Source organism: Streptomyces sp. ME19-01-6 (genome assembly GCF_033793745.1).
Classification (GTDB): Bacteria; Actinomycetota; Actinomycetes; order Streptomycetales; family Streptomycetaceae; genus Streptomyces.
In genome coordinates this window covers 697111-712388 of the sequence record NZ_JARAXF010000003.1, presented here as the reverse complement: position 1 = coordinate 712388, position 15278 = coordinate 697111, and the positions used below count along the sequence as shown (strand labels likewise).

The 15278-nt window shown below is 69.3% G+C and carries 17 protein-coding genes and 2 pseudogenes; 8 read left to right on the top strand and 11 right to left on the bottom strand.

Annotation, left to right across the window (positions count from 1 at the left end; genetic code table 11):
- Nucleotides 1-83 precede the first annotated feature (83 nt).
- Nucleotides 84-476, top strand: a pseudogene (locus PV419_RS09910) (phosphogluconate dehydrogenase C-terminal domain-containing protein); the annotation flags it as partial.
- Between the two features lie 167 nt (nucleotides 477-643).
- Here the strand turns inward: PV419_RS09910 and PV419_RS09905 are convergent.
- On the bottom strand, nucleotides 644-844 hold the full coding sequence (locus PV419_RS09905) for a DUF397 domain-containing protein (protein ID WP_319687535.1): 201 nt from the start codon (nucleotides 842-844) through the stop codon (nucleotides 644-646).
- Nucleotides 845-857: 13 nt separating this feature from the next.
- On the bottom strand, nucleotides 858-1712 hold the full coding sequence (locus PV419_RS09900) for a helix-turn-helix transcriptional regulator (RefSeq protein ID WP_319687534.1): 855 nt from the start codon (nucleotides 1710-1712) through the stop codon (nucleotides 858-860).
- A 188-nt stretch (nucleotides 1713-1900) separates the two neighbouring features.
- Here PV419_RS09900 and PV419_RS09895 point away from each other — a divergent pair, with 188 nt between their 5' ends.
- A complete protein-coding gene (locus PV419_RS09895) occupies nucleotides 1901-2236 on the top strand; it encodes a hypothetical protein (RefSeq protein ID WP_319687532.1) in 336 nt (111 codons plus the stop codon).
- Between the two features lie 163 nt (nucleotides 2237-2399).
- Here the strand turns inward: PV419_RS09895 and PV419_RS09890 are convergent, their stop codons facing one another.
- Nucleotides 2400-3323: an EamA family transporter gene (locus PV419_RS09890; RefSeq protein ID WP_319687531.1), complete on the bottom strand. Its 924-nt coding sequence runs from the start codon at nucleotides 3321-3323 to the stop codon at nucleotides 2400-2402.
- Between the two features lie 75 nt (nucleotides 3324-3398).
- On the opposite strand from PV419_RS09890, the gene PV419_RS09885 reads away from it, so the two are divergent.
- Nucleotides 3399-4274: a LysR family transcriptional regulator gene (locus tag PV419_RS09885; RefSeq protein WP_319687580.1), complete on the top strand. Its 876-nt coding sequence runs from the start codon at nucleotides 3399-3401 to the stop codon at nucleotides 4272-4274.
- Nucleotides 4275-4610: 336 nt separating this feature from the next.
- Here PV419_RS09885 and PV419_RS53230 read toward each other — a convergent pair.
- The 4 genes and pseudogenes from PV419_RS53230 to PV419_RS09860 all read right to left on the bottom strand — a co-directional run.
- A pseudogene (locus tag PV419_RS53230) lies at nucleotides 4611-5284 on the bottom strand (DUF4158 domain-containing protein); the annotation flags it as partial.
- A 134-nt stretch (nucleotides 5285-5418) separates the two neighbouring features.
- On the bottom strand, nucleotides 5419-6636 hold the full coding sequence (locus tag PV419_RS09870) for a GNAT family N-acetyltransferase (RefSeq protein WP_319687529.1): 1218 nt from the start codon (nucleotides 6634-6636) through the stop codon (nucleotides 5419-5421).
- A gap of 276 nt (nucleotides 6637-6912) precedes the next feature.
- Nucleotides 6913-7206, bottom strand: a complete 294-nt coding sequence (locus PV419_RS09865) for a hypothetical protein (protein WP_319687528.1) — start codon at nucleotides 7204-7206, stop codon at nucleotides 6913-6915.
- A gap of 268 nt (nucleotides 7207-7474) precedes the next feature.
- On the bottom strand, nucleotides 7475-7615 hold the full coding sequence (locus PV419_RS09860; RefSeq protein WP_319687527.1) for a hypothetical protein: 141 nt from the start codon (nucleotides 7613-7615) through the stop codon (nucleotides 7475-7477).
- Nucleotides 7616-7887: 272 nt separating this feature from the next.
- Between PV419_RS09860 and PV419_RS09855 the strand changes: the two genes are divergently transcribed.
- The 5 genes from PV419_RS09855 (at nucleotide 7888) to PV419_RS09835 (ending at nucleotide 12645) form a co-directional block, all read left to right on the top strand.
- A complete protein-coding gene (locus tag PV419_RS09855) occupies nucleotides 7888-8688 on the top strand; it encodes a helix-turn-helix domain-containing protein (protein WP_319687525.1) in 801 nt (266 codons plus the stop codon).
- Nucleotides 8689-8864: 176 nt separating this feature from the next.
- Nucleotides 8865-10331 carry an MFS transporter gene (locus PV419_RS09850; protein WP_319687524.1) on the top strand — a complete coding sequence of 489 codons (1467 nt, stop codon included), beginning with the start codon at nucleotides 8865-8867 and terminating at the stop codon, nucleotides 10329-10331.
- Nucleotides 10332-10366: 35 nt separating this feature from the next.
- Entirely contained in the window at nucleotides 10367-10729 is a 363-nt protein-coding gene (locus PV419_RS09845) for a nuclear transport factor 2 family protein (protein ID WP_319687523.1), read from the top strand.
- Between the two features lie 347 nt (nucleotides 10730-11076).
- Nucleotides 11077-12222: an MFS transporter gene (locus PV419_RS09840; protein WP_319687522.1), complete on the top strand. Its 1146-nt coding sequence runs from the start codon at nucleotides 11077-11079 to the stop codon at nucleotides 12220-12222.
- A gap of 255 nt (nucleotides 12223-12477) precedes the next feature.
- Complete coding sequence (locus PV419_RS09835; protein WP_319687520.1) at nucleotides 12478-12645, top strand: hypothetical protein; 168 nt, start codon at nucleotides 12478-12480, stop codon at nucleotides 12643-12645.
- A gap of 255 nt (nucleotides 12646-12900) precedes the next feature.
- Here the strand turns inward: PV419_RS09835 and PV419_RS09830 are convergent, their stop codons facing one another.
- From PV419_RS09830 to PV419_RS09815, 4 genes are all read right to left on the bottom strand, one after another.
- Nucleotides 12901-14181, bottom strand: a complete 1281-nt coding sequence (locus PV419_RS09830) for a hypothetical protein (RefSeq protein WP_319687518.1) — start codon at nucleotides 14179-14181, stop codon at nucleotides 12901-12903.
- Between the two features lie 26 nt (nucleotides 14182-14207).
- Nucleotides 14208-14444 carry a hypothetical protein gene (locus PV419_RS09825; RefSeq protein ID WP_319687517.1) on the bottom strand — a complete coding sequence of 79 codons (237 nt, stop codon included), beginning with the start codon at nucleotides 14442-14444 and terminating at the stop codon, nucleotides 14208-14210.
- Between the two features lie 155 nt (nucleotides 14445-14599).
- Entirely contained in the window at nucleotides 14600-15031 is a 432-nt protein-coding gene (locus PV419_RS09820; RefSeq protein WP_319687516.1) for a TA system VapC family ribonuclease toxin, read from the bottom strand.
- Nucleotides 15028-15273 (bottom strand): type II toxin-antitoxin system VapB family antitoxin, encoded by a 246-nt coding sequence (locus PV419_RS09815; RefSeq protein WP_319687515.1) that lies wholly within the window; start codon nucleotides 15271-15273, stop codon nucleotides 15028-15030. The genes PV419_RS09820 and PV419_RS09815 overlap by 4 nt, the downstream gene beginning before the upstream one ends.
- Nucleotides 15274-15278 lie beyond the last annotated feature (5 nt).

Below are 15278 nucleotides of genomic sequence, written 5' to 3'. Positions count from 1 at the left end.
GGGATTCCACCTCCACGCTCACGCTTCCCCGCCCAGGTGGGAAGAACCCGCGCCGGACCTTACGGTTCACATGGGATCGCTTAGCTGATCAGAGACGCTTGAGCAGCATCCGAACCGACGACCCTTCGACTACGGAGCGAACAGAAGCGGTCACCTTAGCGAATCGACGGGCGCTCTTTCCGCCCCTCGTCGAAACCATCGCCTGCATGGTCGGCGCGCTGCTCGCCGAGGCCCTGCACGAGACGGTCCACACGGTGGGCGTGCCGGAGTCCGCCGCCCGGGCGATGCTGCTCGGCCACACCCAGGTCGCCCTGGCCAACACGCTCAAGGGCGACAACCCGTTCTCGGACGCGTGCCTGATCGCGATGGACTACGGGCGTGAGTCGATCGTCCGGGACGACTGGAAGAAGGTCTTCCAGGACGACGAGCTCGACAAGGTCATCACCCGCATGCTCAAGACCAAGGAAATCCGCTGAGCGGCGTGAGTCTGTGCCTGCTCGTTCGGCGGCTGGGCGTACGGCCCAGCGCCGCTGGACGGCATGCGGCCCGGCCGTCTTCCCCGCCGTCTCGCGCCTTCGGCGTACTGCGTCGGCGACGGGGAAGGGGGCGGGGGCGGGCGGCCGGGCCCGGCGCGCCCGCTGAATCAGTCTGCGGCGAGCTGGTCGAAGGCGCCGGCCTTGACGGCGCGTATGAAGACGCCGAACGTGGCGGGGCTGGCGGCGAGTGTGGCGTTAGGCCCATCGCTCTCCCGCATTTTGACCGTACCGTCGTGGTCGTTGGCGACGTAGACGCAGTTGCCTGCGTTGCCGCTGTACGAGGACTTCCGCCAAATGTAGGTGGACACAGATGTTCCTCCGCTAGATGCCTTGCGCGATGCGGCGAATCATGTCGCGCGACTCAGTCGGCTTCAACGCGAGGGCTTCCATGCGGTCCAGCGTGCTGCGATACCTGGTCAGTTGAGGCTGGGTGTCCAGGAACTCGGAACCGTGGTCGGTATCGAGCTGCACCGTATCCAGGTGCGGCACCTCTCCACAGAGGTAGATGAGTCCCTGGCCGGAGTTGGGGAAGGCACCCGAGCCGAAGGGGATCACCAGCACGGTGATGTGTTCCCGCTCGCTCATCGTCAGCAGGTATTCGAGCTGCTTGCGGGCCACGCCCGGACCGCCGAATTCCATGCGCAGTGCGGCCTCGTGGATGGTCGCGGTCAGAGGCGTCGACTGGTCTCCGTGGAGCACCGCCTGCCGCTTGATGCGATGGGACACCCGATGCTCCACCTCGTGCAGGGCGAGGGGCGGCTCGACCGCGCTGACGATCGCGCGGGCATGGTCCCTGGTCTGCAACACCCCTGGCATGTGAATAACCGATGCGATCCGCATGGACCGGGCGTGGTGCTCCAGCTCGGCCATGTCGAGCATGCTCGGCGGCAGGATGTCCCGGTATTCGTCCCACCAGCCCCGAGTCCGGCCGCCCGTCATCTCGGCGAGCGCTTCGATCAGCGCCTGATCGGCACACCCGTACGCCCGCGCCATGGCACGTACCCGGTCGGCGCTCACCGCGTAGCCCCCGGACTCGATGCTGCTCACGCGCGACTGCGACGAACCGAGCAGTGCGCCTGCCTGCGTGGCGTTGAGGTCTGCCTGTTCCCGTAGCCGACGCAGTTCGGCGCCCAGCCGACGTTGCCGAATGGTCGGCGGGAGCTTGATCCGGGCCATCGCGCTTTCCCTCTCGCTCACACATGGTGCCGTTCACCCACACGAGGGGTGTTATGACGTATCCCATCAATTGAGTTCACTGAATCATAGCTCGTGGCTATGATGTAACTCACATGTATGGCCGGAGCGTTGCTTCGCTCGCGACTTGCCGCCCTAGCCCAACTCCTCCTCCGTGACAGGAGACTTCCATGGCCACCGTAGCCCCCCAAGACCCCAGCTCAGCGCCGTTCGACTTCGACCGGGAGGTATGCGCACTCGTGCTCGACACCGCACCCCGAATGTTCGCCGTGGTCCAGGAATGCGACATGGGGACGGAGTTCGCGGACGCGCACGTCGCGGCCTGGGGCATGGCGTACGAGGACGGCAGCGCGCACGTGATCGGCCTGGGCGGGGCGGTGACGATGTCGCTGGGCTCACCGGAGCGTGCGGTGTGGCACTACGGGCGCCGCAAGGGGGTCTCCGCGCGGCTGGTGTGGCTCGGCCCGGGATCGGGTGCCGCGTTCACACGGGCCGAGGCCGCGTGACGGCGTTGAACGGATCGATCGCCCCCTGGCGCGGAGCAGTCGCGTCAGGGGCGCATCCGACCCACCCGGCGCTCTTGGTTGCCGTACGGTGATCGGCGCGCCGCACTCGCGCAGGTCGCACCCTCCCGTCTGGCGGAGCTGCTTGTCGCGCGCCGGCCGTCGGTCACCGGCCGCAGGCGCGCACGGCTCCGGCACTCGCGGCCACCACCAGGGTGATGGCGATGAGGTCGATGCCCGTCAGGCCCTGGTGCAGGACGAGGTAGCCGGCCAGGGCGGCGACGGCCGGGGCCAGGCTCATCAGGACGGCAAAGGTGGCGGGAGCCAGTCGGCGCAGCGCCAGCATCTCCAGGGTGTAGGGCAGGGCGGAGGAGAGTACCGCGACCGCCGCGCCCAGGCCGAGGATGACCGGATCGAGCAGCCGGCCCCCGGCGTCGGCGAGACCCGCCGGGAGGCTGAGGACTGCTCCGACCGCCATCGCCAGGGCGAGGCCGTCGGCCTTGGGGAAGCGGGCGCCGATGCGGGCGGACAGCAGGATGTAGGCCGTCCACAGGACTGCAGCGCCCAGGGCGAAGCCGACGCCGACGCCGTCCAGGCTGTCCAGACCGCCGCGGCCGAGCAGTGCCACGCCGCCCAGAGCCAGTGCGGCCCACAGCCAGCTGGTGGCACGGCGGGCGGTGACCACGGACAGCACCAGCGGACCGAGCACTTCCAACGTGACCGCCGCTCCCAGGGGGATGCGGGCGATGGCCTGGTAGAAGAGGGTGTTCATGCCGGCCAGGGCGACTCCGAAGGCGACGATCACCGCCCAGTCGGCGCGGCGGTGGCCGCGCACCCTGGGCCGGCATACCGCCAGCAGCAGCACCGCAGAGACAGTCAGACGCAGCGCGACGATGCCCAGGGCGCCGGCCTGGGGGAACAGGGAAGCGGCCATCGCGGCGCCGAACTCCTGAGCGAGCAGGCCGCCCAGGACCAAGCTGGTTCCCAGCGCCGGGCCGCCGGCCGCCCAGCCCCGGGGCCCCTGTGTGGGCGGCACGGACCTGGCGGCTGTGTCGACGGCAGAGGGGGCGGAGGGGGGCGTGGCGGTCATGGAATCGACGCTACGGACGAATGAGTGTCCTGGGAAATGCCGATCCACCCGCGATTATGCTTGCAGGGTATGACCATGGAGCTGCGGCACCTGCGGGCCTTCCTCGCCATCGCCGAGGAGGGCGGTATCACGCGCGCCGCCGCTCGCCTGCACATCAGCCAGCCCGCTCTCTCCCGCACCCTGAGGGCGCTGGAGGAGCACCTCGGGATCCGGCTCATCGACCGCTCCACCCACTACCTGCAGCTGACCGACGCGGGGCAGGCGTTCCGCGTCCGGGCCGCCGCCGCCGTCGCCGCCGTCGACGCCGCCCTCGACCCCGGCCGCACTGAGGTCTGGCCGCTGCGCGTGGGGCACACTTGGTCGGCCCTGGGCCGCCACACCTCCACCGTGCTGCGCCGCTGGCAGCAGGCCCACCCCCGAACGCCGCTGGAGCTGCTGCGCATCGACGACCGCACCGCGGGCCTGGCCCAAGGGCGCGTGGACGCCGCGCTGCTGCGAGACCCGCTGACCATCCCCGGTGTCTCCAGCGTCTTGCTGTCGTACGAGCCGCGCGTCGCCGCCGTCCCGGCGGACAGCGCCCTGACCGCACGCGACGACCTGGTCCTGGCCGACCTGACGGGATACACGGTCGTGCTGAACACCGTCTCCGGCACCACCACACCCCAGCTGTGGCCCGACGCTGCCCACCCGGCCTCCACCTTGGAAGTGGCCAACACCGATGACTGGCTGGCCGCCATCGCCGCCGGTCGAGGCGTCGGCGTGAGCAGCGCCGCCACCGCCGAGATGCACCCCTACCCCGGGGTCGCCTACCGCCCGCTCGCCGACGCCCCCGCCCTTCCGCTCCACCTGGTCTGGAGCGAGCCCCCCGCCCATGCGGCGATCACCGAACTGGCCACCTTCATCAGCGAGTTCATCCATCAGTCGCCTCCAGCGCCCAACACTCCGGAGTAGGAGTCGCTCCCGAATTCGAACACGAAGCGGGCGTGGCGTGTCCGGCTGGGGTCAGCCGGGCGCGGACCCGTCCTCGTCATCGTCCAGTTCCGGCGCGTCCGGGTCGCGCAGCGGCCGCAGCGCGCCGGCGGCCGGGGTCGAGGCGGTGAAACTGTAGTGGCCGAGCAGGTTCAGGTTCTTGTGCTTGAGCGGGGAGTGCCGGGCGATGTCCTCGTCCCGGACTTCGTGTTCCTCGGCGCGGAGCCGGTCGACGGCGGCGTCGATGTACTTGTACGCCTGGTGGATGGTGCCGCGCTTGCCGTGGCACACGTCCCGGGCCGGCTTGTGGCGCGACTCCTGCACGGTGAGCTGGCGGTTCATCTGGCGGCGGTAGGTGTCGTCGACGGGGTTGACCACTTGCAGCAGCGGGGTGACCACCGTGGCCGCGGCCGTCGTCATGGCGGCGCGTGGCGCGATCTCCTCCAGCGCGGCCCACAGCGCGGCCACGTCCAGGTCCGCGCCGTGCTCCTCGACCAGTTCCAGCTCCTCGACCATCACCTCCCACGCAGGGGCGACCAGCCGGGACGCCTTCTCCAACTGCGGCAGTGTGGACAGCCGCTCCTTCTCCGTCTTCCGCTTCGCGGTGTTCAGCAGCCGGGCGGCCATGAGGACCTGGAACAGATCCAGGGCCTCGTCGATCGCCTTCGCCTCCGGGTGCCGCATCACCCCTCCGGCGTCTTCAGCGTCGCCACCAACGCGCCCGGCAGCGCCGGGTCCGCCCTCCGCGCGGCCCCCGCGACCGTGGCGCGCAGCCGCTTCTCCGCGACCGCGCGGGCCTCGGACACCTGCCGGGCCAGCACCGACACCCCGGGCAGCAGCACCCGGTGACGGCGCAGCCAGCCCACGGCCTGGCTGAACAAGGCGACCGGCCCCTCGGCGTGCGTCCACGCCCGGCCGTGCAGGAAGGTACGGAACCGCCGCGACCACTCCGCGTCCTCGTACCCGTGGTACTCGTAGGCGTCCCGGATCTCCCCGGTCTCCTATCCCTGATCCACGGTGCAAAGTAGCCGACCCTCGGCGTACTCCCGTTGCTTCGTCTCCGGCCTGTTCGTTAGGCCGAACGTAGCCGACGAACGAGACTTGTGCAGGGTCGGCGAGCGCGCGGTCAGAACCAGTGCAGGCAGTGCGGGGAGCGCTCGGCGCGGAAGAGGGCGTCAGCGAGGGTGGCAGCGCCCGGGCGGTGGGCCCGGATGTGTCCGGCACGCACGAGCGTGCTGGGGGCGGTGCCGCCGAGGTAGACCGAGCCCAGGTCGCTCACGTCCAGGGACAGGTCGGGCTCCCGATCCGTCGGGACGCAGTCGGCCTTGCTGTCCTGGACGGTCAGCAGGTAGCGGCCGTGCTCGCCGAGGAACGGGTCCTCGACGTCGAGGACGAGCTCGCCGTCCATGAACCAGCCGCGCGCGGTCAGCGCACGCGGGACGTCCAGCAGCCGCACCCAGAGCCAGTCCATGTCGCCGCTCACCTCGCCGGCGCGGAAGTCCGCGAACTGCCAGCGCAGCGGGTGCTCGGGCGGGACGTGCTGGAACACGACCTGAGAGACCAGGTCGTGCCCGAGTACGAACCGGGCCAGGGCCGTGAAGACGGCGTCGTCGGTGACGATGGTCTCGTCGACCGTCAGGGTGCCGGACTCGATCGAGTAGCTGGCGTACCCGTCCGGGACGCCGTCGGGGTCCCGGTGGACAGCGACGTAGCGCGGCGCCGACGAGATCGGGGGTTGTCCCGCGCGCAAGGCCCACCAGCGGTGCGGCCGGGACAGCGCGCCGGGCTGGGCGCGGCGATACCGGTCGTAGACCTCTTCCAGAATCTCGCCGCACTCGGCCCGACGCAGCACCTCGACCGAGCCGGTCGCTGGTGCGTCGGCCACTCCGCGAGCCCGGGGAACGGCGAGGGCGGCCTTGTGGCGTGGCACCGTCAGCCGCGCCGTGTAGGTCGCCGGTCCGTAGCCGAACCTGCCGTAGATCGAAGCCTCAGAGGCAAGCAGCACGGAGAGGAACTCCCCGCGGGCCCGCAACTCGGCGAGCTGATGCCGCATCATCGCGCTGAGCACGCCCTGGCGCCGGTGCGAGGGCAGGACGCCGACGGCGGTCACCCCGGCGGCCGGGACGAGGGTGTCACCGGGCAGGGTGAGTTCGAAGGAGTGCGCGGCGGCGGTGCCGACGGGCCGTCCGTCCGCCGTCAGGGCGAGCAGGCAGCGGTCCAATTCGAGCGCCGACCACCAGAGCCCGCCGCCCTCGACCGGGGTTTCCGGGAAGTGCCCGAACGCGGCATGGACTGTGTCGACGAAGACGTCAAGGTCCTCATCGGTCATGGAACGAATCTCCATTGCCGCCGCTGCCTCCTCGAAATACCGGCACCACGACTCGTGGTGTCCGGCCACAGTGCAGCGTTGACCCGTGGCCAGGGCAAGCGAATTACGGCCGGGCCCGCGGCCGCATCGACGGCCGCCGCCCTGTGGTGGACGCTGATAAGTGATGAATGATCCTCGCCGCCACGCCGAAGCCAGCCGATCCGCGAGATCGCCGCCGCAGTCAAGGTGTCGGTCGGCGTAGTGCACAAGACCCTCAACCCCGCCGCAGCGAAGCCCACCGACAAATGAGCGTCACCGGAAGCCGAGGGCCACGAAGGAGAGCCGGTGATGGCGGACGGCCTGGAGCCACGGGGTCATCACCTCGCCGCTGACGGTCGGCATACCGGTGGCAGCCTTGGCGTTGAGTCGGGCCTGGCACCAGCACAGACGGCAGTACTCCCACTTCAGCGGCTGGACTCGTCGGCAGCCGATGCAGACGGCCGTCTCGTGGCTGCGGCCGAGCAGGCGGCCATGGATGAGATCCGGGAGATCATGCAGACCGCACGCGCGCAGGTTGCCAATGGGTGACTGGGGCTGGGAGTGCAACCCAGAACGCCCACCATGTCATCGGCGAGACGCCGAATCTCGCCTTCGTCGCTCAGGTCGAAGCACGCGCGGATGAGCTGGTCCGCGCGGCAGCGGCTCTCTACCTCGACGGCACGACCTACCAGGGGCAGCCTGGCGCCGTTTGATGAGCCGGGCGCCGGGCTTGTGGCGAGCGCACGGCCCAGCGCCACTGGAGGGCATGCGGCCCAGCTGCCTTCCCCGTCGTCCGACGCCTTCGGCGCACTGCGCCTGAGGCTCGCGCTCTGGCCTATTCCAGCTCGTCGTCCTCGTCCTCGTCCTCGTCGTCCCCGTCCATCCGCTCGAACTCCTTCCACACGTCCGTTCCCGGACCCGCTACGAGAAGTTCGTCGTCGTCCCATGCGAAGTCGCTGGACTCGCTGAAGAACATGTTGCCGAGGTCAACCCCACGGGCGTCACCAGGGCCTGCGAGAGGCGCTCCCAGCCGTCGCTGTCGGTGAAGTCGGTTCGGATGACGGGCACCCCGGCGTCTTCATGTCGGGGCAGCGGAAGGGACACGAGGTCTCCTGGTAAAGGGTAGGGGAACGTCTCCGCCTGTGGGACTGCGACAGTGAATGGCGACGTATCACACGACCATGATCCATCACGTGAGATCGATTGGCGACGGACCGGCAGCCATGCCGGGCAGGGGGAGACACAGGAATGGCCATCTCCGAGCAGCGCACACAGTCACAGGCCGGCCCGTTGCTGCGGGAGTGGCGGGAACGGCGGGGCCTGAGCCAGGTCGATCTCGCGAACCGGGCACAGGTTTCCGCGCGGCACGTCAGCTTCCTGGAAACCGGCCGGGCCAAGCCCAGTCGAGCCATGGTGCTGCGTCTGGCCGAGCACCTCGATGTGCCGATGCGTGACCGCAACTCCGTGCTCCTCGCGGCCGGTTACGCCCCGCTGTACGAGGAGAAGCCGCTCGCCCACCCCCTGATGGCGCCGGTGCTCGACGCAGTCAGGCAAGTGCTGCGTGGCCATGAGCCCTACCCGGCGCTGGTGGTCGACGGCGAGTGGAGCATCGTCGACGCCAACGCCAGCTTCGCCTTGTTCACCGAAGGTGTGGCGCCGGAACTCCTGGAGCCCCCGGTGAACGCCCTCCGGCTGGTCCTGCACCCCAAGGGCATGGCCCCGGGCATCGTCAACCTCGGCGAGTGGCGGGCCAAGCTGTTGAACCGGCTGCGCCGCCGGGCGGCTGCCGACGGCAGGCTGCGGCCGCTGTACGAGGAGCTGCTGGAGTACCCCTGCGACCAAGAGGAGCCAGAGGTCGATGTGCCGGGCGCGGGGGACATCTGTATTCCGTTGCGGCTGCACCGGGGCGACCGCCAACTGTCCTTCTTCGCCACGCTCGCGACGTTCGGCACTCCTCGGGACATCACGGTGGCCGAGCTGATCATCGAGTCGTTCTTCCCCGCCGACCAGGCCACCGCCGAGGCCGTCCGCGCCCTCGGCAGCTCCTGAGTCGTCGGCTTTTCGTCATCCATCGACGCAGGTCAGAGGCGTCAAATGGGTCATTCCTACCTCGGAGGTAATTGCACTCCTTACCTGTGGGCGGGAGATTGACGGCACCGCATCCAGGTCGGCAGGCCCTTCGGCAGGTCCTGCCGAATCAGCCTGCCCGATCAGGAGTTCTGTCCATGGCCACATCCGCCGCCTCTGCCAGGTCTTCAGGCAGAGCCGCCCAGCTACCGACGGTCCCGTCAGGGCCGCATCCCGCCACGCTGCCCATCGTCCTCGTCGGTGTCTTCCTCAGCGGCCTGGACTTCTTCATCGTCAATGTCGCCATCCCGGCGATCCAGGCCGACCTGCACGCGAACGAGGCCCAGATCCAGCTGATCGTCGCCGGCTACGCGCTGATGTACGGCGTCGGGATGATCACTGGAGGTCGGCTCGGTGACCTCTTCGGCCGGCGCCGACTGTTCGTGATCGCACTGGTTTCCTTCACACTGGCCTCGGCGGCCTGCGGACTGGCACGCGACGCGGAATCACTGCTGGCGTTCCGTCTGGTTCAGGGCGCGGCAGCCGCACTGATGGCACCACAGGTGCTGGCCCTCATCTCCACTGTGTACACCGGGGCTGCCCGGGCCCGGGCCATCAACTGGTACGGCGCGGTCTCCGGTTTCGCCGCTGTGTTCGGGCAGCTCATCGGCGGCGTGCTGATCAAGGCCGATGCGTTCGGCATGGGCTGGCGCGCATGCTTCCTGACCAATCTGCCGATCGGGCTGGTGGCGTCCGCGCTGGCCATGAAGTACGTGCCGGAGTCGAAGGCGCCGGGCCGCCCCAGGCTGGACCTGGTCGGCATGGTGCTGGTGACGGTCGCGCTGATCGCGCTCTGCCTGCCCCTCATCGGGGGACGACAGCAGGGCTGGCCGGTGTGGGCGTGGGTCCTGCTGGCCTCCTCCGTCCCGCTGTTCACTCTGTTTGCCGTGCAGCAGAACAGGGTCCGCGCGAGCGGGGGCTCGCCCTCCCTGGACCTCAGGCTTTTCAAGGAGCGGGCCTTCACCGTCGGCCTGCTCGCCCAGCTGACCTTCTTCGCCGGTATGGCCTCGTACTTCCTGGTGCTCGCCCTCTACCTGCAAAAAGGCCGACTGCTGGAGCCGCTCGACTCCGGGCTGGTCTTCGGGGCGCTGGGACTCGGCTACATCATCACCTCCATGTCGGCGCGCAAGGTGGCCGCCAGGCTCGGCCCGCAGACCATCGCGGTCGGCTGTGCGATACGTATCGTCGCCCTGGTTCTGCAGATTTGGGCCGTCCACCACATCCGTGTCAGCGGCGGCATCGGCTGGCTCGTTCCCGGCCTGCTGCTGGACGGCGCCGGTATGGGGCTGGCCATCGCGCCGCTCGCCTCCACCGTGCTCGCCCGCGTCTCACCGCATCATGCGGGGGCCGCCTCGGGCGTGCTCACCACCGGCATCCAGGTCGGCAACGGGTTGGGGGTGGCCCTGATCGGCCTCGTCTTCTACGACGCGCTCGGCGGCAGCCCGATAGCCACGGACTATTCGGACGCGTTCGGGGCCTGTCTCTACTACGTCCTCCTCATCACGGCGCTGCTCGGGCTCCTGGTGCAGGCGCTGCCCAAGAGCCGGGCCGACGCTGCCAAGTAAGCGCTGCCAAGTAAGCAAAGAAAAGGGAGAGAGCCATGAGTGACCTGAACGAGTTCGCGACCCGCTACATCGCCCTGTGGAACGAGCCGGACCCCCACGCGCGCCGGAAGGCGATCACCGAACTCTTCGCGCCCGAGACCGCGCACTACACGCCGACGCAGGAGGTGCACGGGCACGCCGCGATGGAGGAGCGCGTCACTATCGCGTACGAGAAGTGGGTCAAGCCGGGCCTGTTCGCGTTCCGGGCCGTTCCGAACGCGAGCGGGCACCACGACGCGGTGCGTTTCAACTGGGAGATGTACACGGTCGCCACTGGCGAGATGGACTCGCGGGGATTCGACTTCATCACCCTCGACGAACACGGCCTGATCAGGACGGATCACCAGTTCGTCGACTGAGCCGGGGCGCAGGTCCTCGATCAGCCACGTCGTGCGCCGCGTTCGCGGATCGGACCTCCCAGTGGCCTTCCGGCGCCGACGGCGCGGCCCGGCCCCCGGCCCGCGCTCATGCGATGTCCCGCGGGTCGGGTGCCGGGCCGTAGTCCTCGCCCTGGCCCGGACACTGGCGAGAAAGCGGCATCATCAACTGGGCCACTGTTGGTGTCGCAATCCCGCCAGTATCTGGTCGGCGCTGTTGATGAGCTGGTGGTCGCACAGCTCATGGAGCGCCCGACAAAGAGCGGAAATTCATGCCCACGGACACCGCGATTCCCGCCGGAACCACTGAAGCAGCGAGCCGCTCAGCTATGACGTCATGGCTGGCGGTGGTCTCGGTGATGATGGGGATCTTCTCCATCGTCACCACGGAGATCCTGCCCATCGGCCTGCTGACCTCAATCGGCTCAAGCTTCACCGTCTCGGACGGAATGGCCGGGCTGATGATGACCATGCCCGGGTTCCTGGCCGCGCTCTCCGCCCCTCTGGTCACCGCGGCCACGGCGCGGATCGACCGCCGGCTGATGCTGTGTGCCTTCATTCTCTTGCTGGCCATGGCCAACTTCCTCGCCGCGGCGGCCTCCAGCTACTGGCTCGTTCTCGTGTCCCGGGTGCTGGTGGGGATCACCATCGGCGGCTTCTGGTCCATAGGAGCCGGTCTGGCGAGCCGACTCGTACCGGCCGACTCGGTGGGACGGGCGACGGCGGTCATTTTCTCGTCGGTGCCCCTGGGGTCGGTGCTCGGCGTTCCTCTGGGGACCTTCATCGGGGACGCCACGACCTGGCGGATGGCGTTCGTGGTCATGGGCGTTCTGGCCGTCGCCGTCTTCATCGCGCTGCTCGTGGTGCTTCCGCCGCTCCCACCCGAGCAGGCCACGCGTCTGACCGTGCTCGGTGGCATGCTCCGGAGCGTCAACACACGCTTCGCACTGGCCGCGACGTTTCTCATCGTGCTCGCGCACTTCGGCGCGTACACCTACATCAATCCATTCCTGGAGCAGGTCACCCGGGCGAGTTCCGGCCTGATCACCCTCTCCCTGTTCATTTACGGAGCCGCGGGAATCATCGGCAACTTCGTGGGCGGATCCCGCGCCGCCCGCTATCCGCGCGCCACCTTCGCGGTCGCGGCGGCGATGATTTCCACCGCGACCCTGCTTCTGCCGGTGCTCGGCCAATCGCGTGCCGGGGCGATCGCCCTCCTGGTGATCTGGGGAATGGCATACGGCGCCGTCCCGGTCTGCTCCCAAACCTGGTTCGCGAAGGCGGCGCCGCATGCGCCGGAGGCGTCAGCCGTGATGTTCACGGCGTCCTTTCAGGCCACGATTTCCTTCGGGGCATTGGCCGGAGGTGTCATCGTGGACCTGTCCTCCCCTTCGACGGTCATGACGTTCGGTGGCGTGACCGCTGCTTTGATGGTGCTGGTCGCTCGGCGTTCTCATCTGATCCACAGGAAGTAGGGGGAGATGTCGGACTATCGCTACGATCCGTGGACGGGCCGCCCCACGGAGTTCGGTGACCTCAGCCCGTTCACCCTTGAGCGGACTGAGTTCCGGAGTGTCTCCCAAGCGCCCGTCCACTGCTTCCCGGTAACCCTTCGGGGCGGGTTGATCGGCTACCTCTGGGCGTCGGACACAACGGACGCGGCCAGTTTCTATCCCAGGAGGGGCATGGGAGTCGCCGGTTGGGACGCCCGAGGGCCCTGGAGGCGGCGCTTGAAGGAAGCGCGGGACGCCGGGTTCTCCGCGTGGGAAGCGGTCCAGTACTGGGTGGGAGAGCCGGAGGATCCGAGGGGCGGGGGTGTGGCCGCTGACGCCGAGGGGCAGGTGCTGCCGGATTCACAGGCCGTCTACGGTCTCGCGAGCCAGACTGTCGACGAGTAGGGGCCGTGGGCCTCCCACGACCCCATGGCCGTAGCGGGCTCAGCGGCGGTCTGTGGCGCGAGGATGCCCCATTCCCGCGAAGGTGATCCAGCAGGTCTCGCGGGCGGTGTCCAGGAGGTACCAGACGCGTCCTCCACTGGTCACTTCGAGCTGCCACTGCTCACAGGTCTGCCCCCGGTGGGTCCCGTGCGCGACAGCTGTAGCGCATGCCGTGCCGCAGGAGGCGACTGCCGAGTTGCGGGACCTGCGGTCGGGTCAGCCGCCGGTGGAATAGGCGGCGATCACGCCGCGCATGTAGTCCGCGTCGGCACTGCTCTCGGCGTAGCCGACGGCCCAGATCTCGTGAGTGCCGGGCACCAGTTGCAGGTCGCTCAGTTGGAAGTGCTGGCTCCGGGCCGCCGTGTTGCTTGTCTCGGAGCGGTCGGCGACCGGCTTCGGCTCCTTGATCACATGGAGGGTGCCGTCGGCTGTGCGGTGCTGCCGGCCGCCCAGGACGAACCCGCCCGCGCCGTCCTGGGTCGCCGACATCGCGGGGTAGGGATGGATCTCCACCGAGCTGTCGAGGGCCTTGGGGGCCTTCCGCCAGCGCTTGCCGTCCCAGTGCAGCGCGAAGGACTCGTCGTGTGTTTCGGCGGTGTCTTCGTCCACGGTGTAGCTGTGCGAGCCGAACGCCCAGGCGTCGTCCCGGTCGATGGCGACTATCTCGGTGAGTGAGGCGTTCTCGTCCGGTTTCGGCTTGGGTGAGCGGTACTCGGGTGTCGTGGCCGACCGCCACTTCTTCCCGTCGAAGCGCATGATCGCGGGCTGATCCTCGCCGTAGCCCGCGGCCCAGACGTCGTCCGGGCCGCTCGCGGACAGCGCGTTGGCCTGGTCGGGCAGGAGGTGCCTGGTCCATCGCTTGCCGTCCCAGTGGCGCGCCACGGGGCCGTCCGCCCCCGAGTCCAGTGCCCACACGTCGTCGGGGGCCAGGACGGCGACATCCTGTACGCCGAAGTCGACCGAGGTCTTGCGCCATCGGTGGCCGTCCCAGCGCACTGCCTGAGGCTTGTTTCTCGCCTCGACGCCGTCGATCTCGATCTGGCTGGCGAACAGCCACACGTTGTCCGGGCCGGAGGCGGCCAATTGGGTGTTGGAGAGTTCCGCCCCGTTCTCGGGGCGCAGCGGCATCTCGGCACGCCGCCATGTGGCGCCGTGACGGCGCAGCAGGATGTAGGTGGCGGTGTCGCCCCCCAGCGCCTCACGCCCCAGGGCCCAGCCCTCGTCCTTGGACGCGGCGGCGATGGCGAACAGGCTCGCGTCATGGGACGGGGTGACGTAGTCGTACCGCCAGCGTGTCGAGCGCGGTTCGGTGGAGTCCTTGTCCTCGCCCCCGCCTCCGCCTTCGCTGCATCCGGTGGCCACCAGCAGCAGGGCCGCCGCCACCACCGCCGCCGCGCGGCGTGGCCGACGTGTTCCGGCCCCGCGCCGGGTCTCTTCTGGTTTGCCGGTGGCCCGGAGGGGGCCCAGGCGAGGTGGTGTCAGGTGGTCGTGCGTCATCGGTCTCTCCTCGGTGTGCCAAAACGTCAAACCAGGCGCCACAGGTGGATGGTCTTGTCCTGGAAGCCGATGGTGGCCAAAGTGCGGCCGTCGGGGCTGAAGGTGGTGTGGGCGATGGCCGCGGTTGCGGGGGCGGCGGCGGTTGCCGAGCTCGGCCCGCAGCCGCTCGCTGTCGAGCTTCCCGCCCACGGACGGGACGTTTCCGCCCGGTGTTGCGCCGCCCGCTCGTCCATGTCGCCGCTCTTCCGTGAAGTGTCACCCACCGCGTGCCGCAGGGTGACACGCTCATCCGCCCGGCCGTAGGGGCGCGTTGATGTTCCGGCGTCGCGTCACGCATGCGCCGCAGTTACCTCGGCGAAGGGTAGACGCGGGCGTTCGGGACCGGTCCCGGGCGCATCGCCGCGGGTAAGTGGACGGGTCAGTGGTGCAGCGGATTGCGGGTGGTGAGCGCGGGAAACCGGCTGAAGTCGCGGTCAGCTGACCACAGTTCGCGCACGCCATTGCTCACACACAGGGCCGCGATGCGGCCGTCGTGCACCATGGGGCCGGTGACTTTGCCCTCTTCCAGCGCCTGCCGCAGCGGCGGCCAGTAGGTGCCCGCCTCCGAGAGGAGGACCACTGTGGGGGAGGCGAGCCAGGCGTCGATCTGCGCGAGTGCCTGGGTTGTGGTGCTCGGCGGCTGGTAGATGCGCGGGTGTGTGGCGACCGAGAAGAACTCATGCAGGCATGGCCATGGCAATGCCCAGGGGGCTCGGCCCTCAGCCAGCCGTCTGACCTGTGCTGCCGCCGCATGGAACGGGCTGTCGGACCGGTGGGCGTACACCAGGAGGTTGGTGTCAACGGCGATCACAGACGGTCTCCGTATGCGAGACCGCGAAGCTGCTCCCAGCTCGCCCCTTGTGCTTCGGGCTGCAAGCCCTCGCCTCCCACGCTGGCGTCCTGGAGGGTGAAGGGGTGGCTGCGGTGCGCGTGCTGAGCCAGGACCGATCGCAGCCCTTCTTCGATCAGTGCCCTGAGTGTCGTTCCTTCCTCGCGCGCTGCCCGCCGAGCCTCGTCCAGCAGTGCGTCGGAGATCTCCACGGTTGTCTTCATATGGC